13 protein-coding genes are annotated in these 14,224 nt (G+C 62.0%); 9 read left to right on the plus strand and 4 right to left on the minus strand.

Annotated elements, in window-relative coordinates; translation table 11 throughout:
- Window positions 1-84: 84 nt before the first annotated feature.
- Entirely contained in the window at window positions 85-315 is a 231-nt protein-coding gene (locus AB8B20_RS08755; RefSeq protein WP_089264939.1) for a hypothetical protein, read from the plus strand.
- On the opposite strand, the gene AB8B20_RS08760 is transcribed toward AB8B20_RS08755, so the two are convergent.
- On the minus strand, window positions 312-1,931 hold the full coding sequence (locus AB8B20_RS08760; RefSeq protein WP_439073047.1) for an ABC transporter substrate-binding protein: 1,620 nt from the start codon (window positions 1,929-1,931) through the stop codon (window positions 312-314). The genes AB8B20_RS08755 and AB8B20_RS08760 overlap by 4 nt on opposite strands.
- A gap of 330 nt (window positions 1,932-2,261) precedes the next feature.
- On the opposite strand from AB8B20_RS08760, the gene AB8B20_RS08765 reads away from it, so the two are divergent.
- The 8 genes from AB8B20_RS08765 to AB8B20_RS08800 all read left to right on the plus strand — a co-directional run bounded on the left by AB8B20_RS08765 (window position 2,262) and on the right by AB8B20_RS08800 (window position 11,730).
- Window positions 2,262-3,395: a M20/M25/M40 family metallo-hydrolase gene (locus AB8B20_RS08765; RefSeq protein ID WP_439072288.1), complete on the plus strand. Its 1,134-nt coding sequence runs from the start codon at window positions 2,262-2,264 to the stop codon at window positions 3,393-3,395.
- Window positions 3,396-3,641: 246 nt separating this feature from the next.
- Window positions 3,642-4,583, plus strand: coding sequence for an ABC transporter permease (locus AB8B20_RS08770; RefSeq protein WP_093756403.1), 942 nt, complete (start codon window positions 3,642-3,644; stop codon window positions 4,581-4,583).
- Between the two features lie 13 nt (window positions 4,584-4,596).
- On the plus strand, window positions 4,597-5,481 hold the full coding sequence (locus AB8B20_RS08775) for an ABC transporter permease (RefSeq protein WP_093756404.1): 885 nt from the start codon (window positions 4,597-4,599) through the stop codon (window positions 5,479-5,481).
- Window positions 5,478-7,163, plus strand: a complete 1,686-nt coding sequence (locus AB8B20_RS08780; protein ID WP_374725734.1) for an ABC transporter ATP-binding protein — start codon at window positions 5,478-5,480, stop codon at window positions 7,161-7,163. Before AB8B20_RS08775 ends, AB8B20_RS08780 begins: the two co-directional genes overlap by 4 nt.
- Before the next feature lie 30 nt (window positions 7,164-7,193).
- Window positions 7,194-8,717, plus strand: coding sequence for a M81 family metallopeptidase (locus AB8B20_RS08785; RefSeq protein WP_439072289.1), 1,524 nt, complete (start codon window positions 7,194-7,196; stop codon window positions 8,715-8,717).
- A 12-nt stretch (window positions 8,718-8,729) separates the two neighbouring features.
- Window positions 8,730-9,890 carry a M20 aminoacylase family protein gene (locus tag AB8B20_RS08790; protein WP_439072290.1) on the plus strand — a complete coding sequence of 387 codons (1,161 nt, stop codon included), beginning with the start codon at window positions 8,730-8,732 and terminating at the stop codon, window positions 9,888-9,890.
- Between the two features lie 269 nt (window positions 9,891-10,159).
- A complete protein-coding gene (locus AB8B20_RS08795) occupies window positions 10,160-11,050 on the plus strand; it encodes a crotonase/enoyl-CoA hydratase family protein (protein ID WP_439073048.1) in 891 nt (296 codons plus the stop codon).
- An 8-nt stretch (window positions 11,051-11,058) separates the two neighbouring features.
- Entirely contained in the window at window positions 11,059-11,730 is a 672-nt protein-coding gene (locus tag AB8B20_RS08800) for an alpha/beta fold hydrolase (protein WP_093756408.1), read from the plus strand.
- Window positions 11,731-11,734: 4 nt separating this feature from the next.
- Here the strand turns inward: AB8B20_RS08800 and AB8B20_RS08805 are convergent, their stop codons facing one another.
- The 3 genes from AB8B20_RS08805 to AB8B20_RS08815 form a co-directional block, all read right to left on the minus strand.
- Window positions 11,735-12,712: an NADPH:quinone oxidoreductase family protein gene (locus tag AB8B20_RS08805; protein WP_439072292.1), complete on the minus strand. Its 978-nt coding sequence runs from the start codon at window positions 12,710-12,712 to the stop codon at window positions 11,735-11,737.
- A complete protein-coding gene (locus AB8B20_RS08810) occupies window positions 12,712-13,341 on the minus strand; it encodes a 2-hydroxychromene-2-carboxylate isomerase (protein ID WP_439072294.1) in 630 nt (209 codons plus the stop codon). Before AB8B20_RS08810 ends, AB8B20_RS08805 begins: the two co-directional genes overlap by 1 nt.
- 136 nt (window positions 13,342-13,477) lie before the next feature.
- A complete protein-coding gene (locus AB8B20_RS08815) occupies window positions 13,478-14,185 on the minus strand; it encodes a glutathione S-transferase N-terminal domain-containing protein (protein WP_439072295.1) in 708 nt (235 codons plus the stop codon).
- Window positions 14,186-14,224 lie beyond the last annotated feature (39 nt).

Below are 14,224 nucleotides of genomic sequence, written 5' to 3' on the forward strand. Positions count from 1 at the left end.
TTTATCTTTTAGACATCAAAGACTTGCATCAAGCGTGATGCGCGTCAATCGCGTTTTCCACGCGCGACATCCACATGCTGCAGAATGCATTCCAATGCACATCGTCAATTTGCAAAGGAGATTGCCTGCTGCTGCCAAGTCACGCACGCAGTCAACGGCATGCTGGACCCTGCTGCACGCGACATGGCAATCATGGGTGCGACCATCGAACGCATCGCTCGTGGAGAGGTCATTCGCAAAAACAAGAACGCCGGCCTGATCACTCAGGCCGGCGTTCTGTTACTTCACACGAACCGCGACAGCGGCGCCGGTTAGTCCTTCTTGTCGATGTTCCAGAACATCGGAATGGCAGCGCCCTGGGTGACGCCGGTCAGCGAGGTGCGCCAGATGCTCGGCACCTTGTATTCGCCGAGCGGGATGTAGATGACCTTGTCATAGATCTCCTTCTGGATCTCGGCGGCGAGCTTCTTCTGCTCTTCCGGCGTGGTCGCGCGTGCGTATTTGTCGCGCAGCACTTCCAGCTCGGCATCTTCGCTCCAGCCGAACCAGCCGCCATTGCTCTTGCCGCGGCCGGAGGTCGCGACATTGCTGATGGGGTTGAGAATGTCGGCGCCGACCCAGTTGGAGAAGAACATGTTCCAGCCGCCTTCCTTGATGGGCTTCTGGCTCGGACGACGGCTGAGCACCGTCTGCCAATCGGTGGCCTGCACTTCGACCTTGAAGCCGGCATTGCGGAGCAGTTGCGCCGCAACGATTGGCTGCGCCTTCAACGTCGTCACGTCGGTCGGCGCCATGATCACCACCGGCGTGCTGTCATAACCGGCCTCGGCGAGCAGCTTCTTGGCTTCCTCGACGCCATTGCCCTTCACAAGGCTTTCCGAACCGACATCCGTCGCATTCGGCGTGTCGCAACCGAACACCGCGCCGCAGACCTTGTAATATTTGGGATCGCCAACCAGCGCATCCAGCACCGGCTTCTGGCTCATTGCCAAAAACGCGGCACGGCGAATCTTCGGATTGTCGAAGGGCGGGTTAAGGAAGTTCATGCGGCCGAAGGTCTGGAAGCCCAGAGGGTTGAGCACTTCGATCTTAAGCTCCGGATCCTTCGCCAGGACCGGCAGCAGGTCGTAGGGACCATTTTCCATGAAGTCGATGTCACCCGATTGCAGCGCATTCACCGCGGTCTGTGCATCGGGCATGGTGATCCATTCGACGCGATCGACCTTCACCACCTTGCCGCCGGCCTGCCAGTCGGTCGGCTCGGAGCGCGGCTTGTACTCCTTGAACTTCTCGTAGACGGCCTTCACGCCGGGCTGGAATTCCGACTGCACGAATTTGAACGGACCCGAACCGACCTGCTCGGCGATCGCCTTGCCGGCAGGCGTCTCAGCCAGACGCTTCGGCATCATGAACGGCACCAGCGACGATGGCTTGGCGATCGAATCCAGAACGAGGCCGTAGGGCTCCTTTAGCGTCAGCACGATGGTCTTGGCGTCGGGCGCCTCGATGCTCTTGGTGAAATCCATGAGCTTCTGGCCCATGCCGTCATTGCGGCCCCAGCGCTGCAGCGACGCGGCGCAGTCTTCGGCGGTGACCGGCTTGCCGTCATGCCACAGCAGGCCGTCGCGCAGGGTAAATGTATAGACAAGCTTGTCGTCGGAGACCTTCCAGTCGGCCATCTGCGGCTTGATCTCGTATTTCGAGTTCATGCCGAGCAGCGTGTCGTAAACCATGTAGCCGTGGTCGCGGACGATATAACCGGTGGTGATACCGGGATCGATCACACGCAGATCGGAATGCATCACTGCAGTGATGGTCTTACCTGCAGCATGCGCGGGCGACGACAGCACCGGCAGCGCGAGCGCAACGGCGACCGCCAGACCGGGCAGCGCAAATTTCGTGAAGGCCGCAGAATGCTGCCAACGTGACATGTAGGACACTCAATCTCTCCTGACTGGAATCTGACCATCGATCGATGATCGATTATGCAACGCGATAGAATTTTAGGCGCCTTCGCGTATTGCCTTTATCATTTAGGCTTCAAGGACTTGGCATCAAGCGTGATGCGCGTCAATCGCGTTTTCCACGCGATACATCCACACGGTGTAGAATGCATTGCAATGCACATTGTCGATTTGCAAAGGCGATTGCGCTGCTGCTAAGTCATGCGCGAACTCTCGCCGACAAACTCTCGCAATGTGCGCAGGCACGGAGCGCCTTGATCATCCGTGACGAAATTCTCATCCAAGAGGAATGACTTGATGAACCCCGCCGAACTCCCGTTTGATCTCGAGAACATGTTGCAGGGCCTGCGCATCTGGGTCGAATGCGAGAGCCCCACATGGGACGCGAATGCGGTCAACAGCATGCTCGACCTCGCTGCACGCGACATGGCAATCATGGGTGCGACCATCGAGCGCATCGCGGGACGTGAGGGATTCGGCGGCTGCATCCGCGCCCGTTTTCCACATCCGAAATTCGGCGAACCCGGTATCCTGATCGCGGGCCACATGGATACGGTTCATCCGGTTGGCACCATTGAAAAGCTGAAGTGGCGCCGCGATGGCGAGCGCTGCTACGGCCCGGCGATCTGCGACATGAAGGGCGGTAATTATCTATCGCTGGAAGCCATCCGCCAGCTCGCACGCATCTCCTATGCGACGCCGCTACCCATCACCGTGCTGTTCACGCCCGACGAGGAAGTCGGCACGCCATCGACCCGCGACATCATCGAAGCTGAAGCCGCGCGGAACAAATACGTGCTGGTGCCGGAGCCCGGTAGTGCGGGCAACGGTGTCACCACTGGCCGCTATGCGATCGCCCGCTTCAATCTCGAAACCATCGGCCGGCCCAGCCATTCGGGCGCGACGCTGTCGAACGGCCGCTCTGCGATTCGCGAAATGGCGAAGAAGATCGTGCAGATCGACGAGATGACCGGACCGGACTGCACGTTCAGCGTCGGCATCGTGCATGGCGGACAATGGGTCAACTGCGTTGCCTCGTCATGCACCGGCGAAGCGCTGAGCATGGCCAAGCGCCAGGAGGATCTCGATGCCGGCGTCCAGCGCATGCTCGCTCTCTCAGGCACCGAGAATGACGTGACCTTCAACGTCACCCGCGGCGTCACCCGCCCGGTGTGGGAACCGAACGCAGCGACCATGGCGCTGTTCGAGAAAGCCAAGGCCATCAACGGTCGCCTCGGCCTGCCCGAACTGACCCATGGCAGCAAGGGTGGCGGTTCGGATGGTAATTTTACCGGCGCAATGGGCATCCCGACCCTCGACGGGCTCGGCGTTCATGGCGCCGATATGCACACGCTCAACGAATATATCGTCGCGCAGAGCCTTGTTGATCGTGGCCGCCTGATGGCGGGATTGCTGGCAACCCTCGATTGATGCAACGTCGCCCGGTTTGCACATGCATCGCATGGCGCAAATCGGGCGGTGGCACAGGACTTGCTACCTTTACGTTTAAGTTTAGCGAACTTCGGGTTGAGGCAAGTTGCGACGGTGAATCATTGTTTCTCGAAAAATCTGTGTTTCTCGCGGACCATGACGACCAAGAGCAGCGAGCCCGTGACGTTTCCGGTTGACCGACGCGGTCCAGTTACGTTCGATCAACACCACCACTAGGAAAGCGCCATGCTCGGATACCTCATTCGCCGGATTCTTGCGGCCATACCCGTTATGGGTGTGGTGGCCCTGTTTGTCTTCCTGCTGCTTCGGCTGACGCCCGGCGATCCTGCCGCGATCATCGCCGGCGATAACGCGACGGCCGAGCAGCTCGACCGCATCCGGACGCAGCTCGGCCTCAACGAACCGCTCTACACGCAGTTTTTCAGCTGGGTCTGGCGGCTGCTGCACGGTGACTTCGGCACCTCGCTGATCTCCAACGTGCCTGTGCTGCAGATGGTCAACCAGCGCATCGAGCCCTCTTTGAGCATTGCATTAAGCGTGATGCTGGTTTCGATCCTTGTTGCGATCCCGCTCGGCGTCATCGCCGCATGGAAACACGGCACATGGATCGACCGTTTCGTGATGGCGCTGTCAGTGATCGGCTTCTCCGTGCCGGTGTTCGTGATCGGTTACGTGCTGGTCCAGGTGTTCGCGATCGAACTGCGCTGGTTTCCGGTGCAGGGTTTCCGCAGCATCTCGCGTGGCTTCGGGCCGTTCTTTGAGCGCATTACGCTGCCGACCATCGCGCTGTCCTTTGTTTATGTCGCGCTGATCGCGCGCATGACCCGCGCGGCGATGCTCGGAGTGCTCGGCGAAGACTATGTCCGCACCGCGCGCGCCAAGGGCATCAACGAGAGCGGTGTGCTGTTCCGCCACGCGCTGCGTAACGCCGCCGTGCCGGTCATCACGGTGATCGGTACCGGCTTCGCACTGCTGATCTCCGGCGTCGTCGTCACCGAAAGCGTGTTCAACCTGCCCGGCATCGGTCGCTTGACGGTCGACGCCGTGCTGGCGCGGGATTTTCCCGTGATCCAGGCCATGATCCTTTTGACCTCGGGCGTTTATGTCGGGGTCAATTTGCTTATCGACCTTGCCTACGCACTGCTCGATCCCAGAATTCGTTACTAGGAATCTGTATCTGATGGCGATCGAATCCCTTCCCAACCCGGCCCTCCCCTCCCGCAGCGGTCCGTCGCTCGGTTTTCTCACCGCGACGCCGATTATCGCCTTGGCGACGATTTGCCTGACGCTGGTGATCCTGTCGGCGATCTTCGCACCGTGGCTGACGTCGCACGATCCGCAATTGCTGGCACCCGCCTTGCGGCTGAAGCCGGCCAGTTCGGAATATCTGCTCGGCACCGACGCTTACGGCCGCGACGTGCTGGCGCGCATCCTCTATGGCGGTCGCATCTCGCTGCTGATCGGCCTCGGCGCCGCCGTCACCAGTATTGTCATCGGCCTGTTCATCGGCCTGTTCTCGGGCTTTTTCAAATTGGCCGACGCTGTGATGATGCGCGTCATGGACGGCCTGATGGCGATGCCCGGCGTGCTGCTGGCCATCGCCGTCGTGTCGCTGTCAGGCGCCACCCTGACGACGGTGCTGATTGCGATCACTATTCCGGAAATCCCCCGTGTCGCGCGACTGGTACGTTCCGTGGTGCTGTCGGCGCGTGAGGAGCCCTATGTGGAGGCGGCGATCTCGCTCGGCTCCAGCATGCCGAAGATCATGTGGAAGCATCTGATGCCCAACACGGTGGCGCCGCTGATCGTCCAGGGCACCTTCATCGCCGCATCCGCCATTCTCACCGAGGCGATCCTGTCGTTCCTCGGCGCCGGCATCAGCCCGGAAACCCCGACCTGGGGGAATATCATGGCCGAGGGTCGCGCCTTCTTCCAGGTCAAGCCATCGCTGATCTTCTGGCCGGGACTACTGCTCTCGATTGCCATCCTCTCCGTCAATCTGATCGGCGACGCTGCCCGCGATGCGCTCGATCCCCGCATGAAACAGCGTGAGGCCGGCAAGTGAGTGAACTCGTGAACCCCACCGTGAATACCCGCCCCATCGCACTGGAAATCGAAAACCTCGTCGTCGGCGTCGGCAAGAGCGGTACCGGCAAGAAGATAATCGACGGCATTTCTCTCCAGGTGCGCCAGGGCGAAACGCTCTGCGTGGTCGGCGAAAGTGGTTCCGGCAAGTCGGTGACCTCGCTCTCCACCATGGGCCTGCTGCCGCGAGATTCACTCAAAGCCATCGGCGGCAGCATTAAGTTGGTTGGCGAAGATGTGCTGCAGGCCAGCGACCGGCGGCTGCGCGAGCTCCGCGCCACCACCATGGCGATGATCTTCCAGGAGCCGATGACGGCGCTCAATCCAGTCGTCCCCGTTGGCAAGCAGATCGACGAAGTACTACGCACCCACACCAGTCTCGGCGCCAGCGCCCGCCGTGCGCGCATTCTCGACATGATGGAGCAAGTGCGGCTTCCCGATGTGAAGCGCATCTTCGCGTCCTATCCGCACCGCCTGTCGGGCGGCCAGCGCCAGCGCATCATGATCGCCATGGCGCTCGTGCTGGAGCCGAAACTGCTGATCGCCGATGAGCCAACGACAGCGCTCGACGTCACCACCCAGGCGCAGATTCTCAAGCTGATGCGCGACCTTCAGAAGGATCACGGCACCGCCGTGCTGTTCATCACTCACGACATGGGCGTGGTGGCCGACATCGCCGATCGCGTCGCCGTGATGCGTCATGGACGGCTGGTGGAAACCGGAGCATTGAAGGATATTCTGAGCGCGCCCACGCAGGACTATACTCGTAACCTGCTGTCGTCGGTGCCGAGCCTCATTCCCCGCGCGGCCCGCGAGGAAGTGGGCTTCAATCCGGTCGTGCTCGAAGCCAATGAGCTCGGCAAGGTCTATCGCGAGCGTTCCATGTTCGGGAAACCACGCGAAGTCCACGCAGCCCAGGACGTCACGCTGACACTGCGCAAGGGCCGCACGCTCGGCATCGTCGGCGAAAGCGGCTCCGGCAAATCGACCGTGGCGCGCTGTATCGTCCGACTGATCGATCCAACCTCGGGCGGCATCCGTCTCGCCGGACGCGAAATCTCCGACCTGTCACGTCATGCGTTGCAGCCGCACCGCAAGAAGATACAGATCGTCTTCCAGGACCCCTATCGTTCGCTCAATCCGCGCATCACCATCGGCGAGTCCATTTGCGAAGGTCCGATCAATTTCGGCACCAAACATTCGGTGGCCATGGCCAGGGCGCGTGAACTGCTCGAACTGGTCGGTCTTCCACCTGACGCAGTGTCGCGCTATCCGCACCAGTTCTCCGGCGGCCAGCGCCAGCGCATCGCCATTGCGCGCGCGCTTGCCCTCGATCCGGAAGTGCTGGTGGCCGACGAAGCCGTCTCGGCGCTCGACGTCTCGGTGCAGGCGCAGGTGCTGCGGCTGCTCGACGACATCCAGACCCGCCTCGGCATCGCCATCCTGTTCATCACCCACGATCTGCGCGTCGCCGCCCAGATTTGCGATGACGTTGCCGTGATGCAGCATGGCCGGGTGGTGGAACAGGGCCCGGCAGCGGAAGTCCTCGCAAATCCGCAACAGCCCTATACGCGCCAGCTGCTTGACGCGGCGCCCGGACGAGGATGGGATTTCGCCAACTTCCGCGCGGTCGATGGCAGCACCACCGTGCCGGCGGCCTGAGCCTATACCGAAACTGACCCTGGATTCTGAATGACCCGTATCGCTGTCGGCGGCTTTCTGCACGAGACGAACACGTTTGCGCCGACCAAGGCGACCTATGAGGCCTTTGTACATGGCGGCGGCTGGCCGTCGATGACGCATGGCGCCGACGTCCTCAAGGTGATGCGTGGTATCAATGTCGGCCTCGCCGGCTTTATCGAGGAAGCCGAGACACGCGGCTGGAAACTGATCCCGACCATCGCCTGCGGCGCGAGCCCTTCGGCGCATGTCACCAGGGACGCGTTCGAGCGCATCGTTGGCGAGATGATCGACGGCATCAAAGCGGCGCTACCGCTGGACGCCGTCTATCTCGATTTGCACGGCGCCATGGTCACCGAACATCTCGACGACGGCGAAGGCGAAATCGCGCGGCGCGTACGCGAGGTGATCGGGCCGGATATTCCGTTCGTGGTCAGCCTCGATCTGCACGGCAATATCTCGCCGGAAACGGTCGAATATACCGACGCGCTGATCGCCTATCGCACCTATCCCCATGTGGACATGGCCGACACCGGCCGCGCCTGCGCACGCCACATGGACTTGCTGCTGGCCGGCAATCGCTTCGCCAAGGCATTCCGCCAGTTGCCGTTCCTGATTCCGATCAGCTGGCAATGCACCAATGACGAGCCGACGAAGAGCATCTATCTGAAGCTGGCCGCGCTCGAACATGACCAGATCCCCACGCTGTCGTTCTGCCCGGGCTTTCCTGCCGCCGATTTCCCGCATTGCTGCCCGAGCGTGTTCGCCTATGGCGTGACGCAGGCCGATGCCGACGCCGCAGCGGACACCATCGTGAAGCTGGTGATGGGCCACGAAGACGATTTCGACGGCAAGATCTACAGGCCGGATGAAGGCGTGTTGCATGCCATGGAATTGGCGAAGACCCTCACCAAGCCGGTCGTCATCGCCGACACCCAGGACAATCCCGGCGCCGGCGGCGACAGCGACACCACCGGCATGCTGCGCGCGCTGGTGAAGAACAAGGCGATCAAGGCGGCCCATGGCGTGATCTACGATCCCGCCGCCGCGAAGGCCGCGCATGAGGCTGGCGAAGGCGCCACGGTCAAACTCTCCATCGGCGGCAAGTCGGGCATTCGCGGCGATGCGCCTTACGAGAACACGTTCGTGATCGAGAAGCTCTCTGACGGCAAGTTCGTCGCCAATGGTCCCTACTATGGCGGTCGCGACATGGATATGGGCCTCTCGGCCTGTCTGCGTATCGACGACGTTCGCGTTGTCATCAGCTCGCACAAGGCCCAGCTCGCCGACCAGTCGATGTATCGCTATGTCGGCATCGAGCCGACCGAGCAGAACATTCTCGTCAACAAGAGCTCGGTGCATTTCCGCGCCGACTTCGAGCCGATCGCCGGCAAGCTGCTGATCTGCGCCGCGCCCGGCGCGATGCCGGCTGATACGTCGGTGCTGCCCTGGAAGCATTTGCGTCCGGGCATCCGGCTGAAGCCAAACGGCGAACCATTTACGCCCCAGACCTCATCACCTGCCCTCGTGCCGTGAACGGATAGACCCATGCCCACACTCGAACGTATCGACGCCTTCGCCGACGAACTCACCGCCATCCGCCGCGACCTGCACGCGCATCCGGAAATCGGCTTCGAGGAAGTCCGCACCTCCGGCATCGTCGCCGACAAGCTGACCTCCTGGGGTGTCGAAGTGCATCGCGGCTTAGGGGGTACCGGCGTCGTCGGCGTGCTGAAGGGCAAAGGCTCGGGCACCAGGCGCATCGGCCTGCGCGCCGACATGGACGCGCTGCCGATGGAAGAGAACACCAACCTCGCCTGGCGCTCCACCATTCCCGGCCGTTTTCACGGCTGCGGCCATGATGGCCACACCACCATGCTGCTCGGCACCGCGCGCTATCTGGCCGAGACCCGCAATTTCGACGGCACCGTGCATTTCATCTTCCAGCCCGCCGAAGAAGGCCTCGGCGGCGCGCGCGCGATGATCAAGGACGGTCTCTTCAAGCAGTTTCCCTGCGATGAAATCTACGGTCTGCACAATGCACCGGACATGAATCACGGCGAAGTCGGCATCTTCCCGGGCCCTGCAATGGCCGCCGCTGATTTCTTCGACATCACCATCAAGGGCTACGGCGCGCACGGCGCGATGCCGGAGCGCTCGAAGGATCCTGTCGTGATCGCGATGTCGCTCGGTCAGGCGATGCAGTCGATCGTGAGCCGCAACGTCAATCCGTTCGAATCCGCGGTGCTGTCGATCACCCAGATCCATTCGGGCTCGGCCTATAACGTCATCCCGGATGACGCCAAGCTCTGCGGCACCGTGCGCTGTTTCTCCGAGAAGGTCCGGATGCAGATCCGCGAGCGGATGCACGCGTTGGCCGCCGGCATGGCGACGGCATTCGATTGCGAGATCAAGGTCGATATCCGCGACGGCTTCAGCGTGCTGGTCAATCAGGAAGAACATTCCAAGGCCGTCGAGGACGTCGCCCGCACGATCGTTGGCGACGCCAATGTGATCACCCGCGCGAAGCCGAAAATGGGCTCCGAAGATTTTGCCGACATGCTGCATGCCGTGCCGGGCGCCTATTTCTGGGTCGGCCAGGAAGGCTCGGTGCCGGTGCACAATCCCGGCTATTATCTCGACGATAAAATCCTGCCCATCGGCGCCAGCATGTTCGCCCGCATCGTCGAAACCCGGCTGCCGGCGTAAGAAGCGGCAGCCAACGCTGTCGGCATAATTCCGCAGGATGGGTTGAGAGCAGCGAAACCCGTCACGCTTGTGTGCGAAGGATGGGTTTCGCAAGGGCCCTACCCATCCTACAATCCTGTACCTAGCACGTCATTCCGGGGCCCGCGCGTCTTCGCGCGCGACCCCGGAATCCAGTAGTAATGAAAACACGTCGGGATTCCGGGGTTCGCGCCAAGTGGCGCGCCCCGGAATGACCAGTGAACCAAAATAAAAACAGGGAAGAAACCATCATGGCCTATGAGACCATCCTCTACAGCGTCGAAGACCAGATCCTCACCATCACGCTGAACCGCCCTGAAAAGCTCAATGCCTATAACGCCAGCATGCAGGCCGAGCTGATCGATGCCTTCGACAAAGCCGATGCGGACGACAATGTGCGCGCGATCATCGTGACCGGTGCCGGACGTGGTTTCTGCGCGGGTGCGGATCTCTCTTCGGGCGCCGACACCTTTGATCGCGATGCGCGGCGCGGCCCGGTGAAGCGTCTCGCCAGCGGCGACGTCGATTACAGCGATCCGATGGTGCGCGACGGCGGCGGTCAGGTGACCCTGCGGATCTTCAAATGCCTCAAGCCGGTCATCGCCGCGGTGAACGGCCCGGCCGTTGGCATCGGCGCCACCATGCAGCTCGCGATGGACATCCGCATCGCCTCGGAAGCTGCACGCTTCGGCTTCGTGTTCTCCCAGCGCGGCATCGTGCCGGAAGCCGCGTCGAGCTGGTTCCTGCCGCGCCTCGTCGGCATCTCGCAGGCGCTGGAATGGTGCTACTCCGGCCGCGTGTTCCCGGCGCAGGAGGCCCTCGCCGGCCGACTTGTCAGCAAGGTCGTGCCGCCCGAGGAGCTACTGCCGACCGCACGCGCGCTGGCCAAGACCTTCATCGACAAGACGGCGCCGGTGTCTGTCGCGCTGATCCGCCAGATGATGTGGCGCATGATGGGCGCCGACGATCCGATGGAAGCGCACAAAATCGACAGCCGCGGCATCTATGCGCGCGGTCGCTCCGAGGACGTCAAGGAAGGCGTCGTTGCCTTTCTCGAGAAGCGCCCGGCAGCATTCAAGAACAAGGTCAGCACGGATATGCCGAGCTATTTCCCGTGGTGGGACGAGCGCGACTACAAATAGGACGACGAATGAATCCGACGCCCTCTGGTCGTCCACTCGAGGGCGTCATTTTCCTGCACGGCATCAGCCGGTCGTTCCGATCTTTCATCAAGATGCAGCAGGCGGTCGAAGCCGCAGGCTTCGCCACGCGGAACATCGGCTATCCCAGCCGGCGCAAGACGCTGTCTGCACTGGCCGATGACATCCACCCCGCCATCGCGCCGTTTGCTGAAGCCAACGAAGGCTGCACGCATTTCGTCTGCCATTCGATGGGGGGTCTCCTGGCGCGTGTCTATCTGGCGCGCCACCGTCCATCACGTCTGGGCCGCGTGGTGATGCTGGGCACGCCGAATGGCGGCAGCGAAATCGCCGATCTGTTCAAGAACTGGCTGCCCTATCGCCAGTATTTCGGTCCGGCGGGGCAACAACTCGTTACGATGCGGGATGACGTAACTGAGGCGATGCTTCCTCCAGTTGACTATCCGGTCGGCATCATCGCCGGCGATCGCACGCTCGATCCGATCGCTTCGCGCTTGATGTTGCGTGGCCCGAATGATGGTCGTGTCACCGTCGCGCGTACGAAACTTGAAGGCATGACCGACCACCTCATCATCCATGCGTCACATGCGATGATGATCCGGAATCGGGAAGCAATCATGCAGACCATCGCCTTCCTGAAGGACGGCCAGTTTCGGCGCTGAGCACTTAGCCCATGGTCAGCGCCACACGGCCGATCGCCTTGCGCTCGGTGAGCAACCGCATCGCCATGGCCACATCTTCAAGCGGCAGGCGGTGCGAGACATTCGGCCGGATCTTGCCGGCCTCCGCCCATGACAGGAGCTGCGCGACGCGTGCTTCGCCGATCTTCGGATCGCGCCGCGCCGCCTCGCCGGCGCGCACGCCGAGCACGCTGGCGCCTTTGATGAGCACGAGATTGGTTTTCGCCACGCCGATGCCGCCGGTGAAGCCGATCACCAGCAGGCGGGCGCCCCAATTGATGCAGCGCAGGCTCTGTTCGAAGATTTCGCCACCCACAGGGTCGAACACCACATCGGCACCCTTGCCGTCCGTGAGACGTTTGACGGCATCCCTGAACGGTCCGGCGCCATATAGCACGCCGTGATCCGCACCGCGCGCCTTGGCGACTGCAAGCTTCTCCTCCGATGATGCAGCCGCGATTACCGTGGCGCCCAGCAGCTTCCCGATCTCCACCGCTGCCAACCCCACGCCGCCGCCGGCACCATGCACCAGCAGCACTTCGCCCACCCCGATCTGGCCGCGATCGACCAGCGCGTGATGCGCGGTGCCGTGGGCGGCAAGAAACGTCGCCCCCTCCGCATAGTCGAATGTCGACGGCAATGGAGTGAGTTGTGCCGGCGTCACCACAACTTCGTCCGCATAGCCGCCATGACGCAGCTTGACGATGACGCGATCCCCGACCGCGATGCCGGGCACATCGCTGGCGACTTCGCTGACGTCGCCGGCCGCTTCCATGCCCGGCGTGAACGGCAGTTCGGGCTTGAGTTGATACTCACCGGCCGCCATCAGGATATCCGGAAAATTGATTCCGGCGGCGCGCACGGCAACGCGGAGCTGTCCCGGCTTTAGCGCCTTTGACTCGAATTGTTCGAGGCGCAGGCCTTCCGGCGCTCCGAGCTCACGGCAAACGATTGCTTTCGGCATCAGGCGGCGCTCTCGGCGCTTCCAGCGCCAACGTGGCGACGCTGCAGCGCCTCGCGGATCAGCGGCAGGCGGTCATTGCCGAAATACATGTCGGTCTTGTCGAGATAGATGGTCGGCGAGCCGAAGCCGCCCCGTGCGATCACGTCATCCGTATTGACCTTGAGCTGGTCCTTGATCGCCTGATCGCCGATGCCCGCGAAGAATTTCGCGGGATCGATGCCGGTGCGCGTACAGATCTCGGTGAGAACATCATCTTTCGAGATATCCTTGTCGTCGCCCCAATAGGCTTCGAACACCGCGCGCGCGAACGGTACCATGGCGTCGTTACCGAGCCAGATGCAGGCGCGCATCGCCTTGACGCTGTTCACCGGAAACACCGTCGGCGGCATCTTGATCGCCAGGCCCGCCGAGCGCGCCCAGTCGCCAAGGTCCTTCTTCATGTAGCGCGCCTTCGCCGGCACCGGGGTTTCTCGCGAGGCATAGACGCTAGGATTGATCGAATTGAAGATGCCGCCGACCAGAATGGGCCGCCACGAGATTTCCTCGCCGAACTCCTTCGCCAGCGGCTGGATGTTGTGGAAGGCGAGATAGGTCCAGGGGCTGGAACAGTCGAAGAAGAATTCGATCATGGGTGTTTCCTCGTTTTGTTTCTTTGTTGTTTCGCTCCTTTTGTCATCACCCGCGAAAGCGGGTGATCCAGTAAACACTACTGCCGGTGTCTACTGGGTCACCCGGTCAAGCCGGGTGACGACAGTGGAGTTAATATTACTGCTGCTGTGCCTGCGCATGCGCCGGCGCATCGACACCGAACATGATCTTCCTCGCCTGCTCATCCATCGGCTTCTTCTCTTGCTTGCCGACGGCAAGCCCCGCCTGCACCTGCGGCCGCGCGCGGACCAGCGCAAACCAGCGCTTCACGTTCGGGAAATCATCCAGCGTCAGGCCCTGCGCCTTATGGGTCATGATCCACGGAAAGCACGCCATATCGGCGATGGAGTAGTCGCCGGCGATATAATCGCGGCCTTCCCCGAGATGCGCATCGAGTACGCCGTACAGGCGCTTGGCTTCGCGGGTATAGCGATCCATCGCATAGGGAATCTTCTCGGGCGCATAGAGCAGGAAATGCCCGTTCTGGCCGAGCATGGGGCCGAGCCCGCCCATCTGCCACATCAGCCATTGCATGACGTCGAAACGCTTGCGCATCTCGGTCGGCATGAACCGGCCGGACTTCTCCGCGAGATAGATCAAGATCGCGCCGCTCTCGAAGATCGACACCGGATCGCCGCCATCAGCGGGCGCATGATCGACAATGGCCGGCATCCGGCCATTGGGGCTGAGCTTGAGGAAATCCGGCTTGTGCTGGTCGCCGCGGCCGAGCTGCATGGGGACGACCGTATAAGGCAGCCCGCATTCCTCCAGCATGATCGAGATTTTCCAGCCGTTCGGCGTCGGTGCGTAATGCAGGTCGATCATGGTGTCCCTCGAGGCGTTTTGGTCGATCCTAGCCCTCCC

Origin of the sequence: Tardiphaga sp. 866_E4_N1_4, assembly GCF_052076075.1 — a bacterium.
GTDB classification, from domain to species: domain Bacteria; phylum Pseudomonadota; class Alphaproteobacteria; order Rhizobiales; family Xanthobacteraceae; genus Tardiphaga; species Tardiphaga robiniae.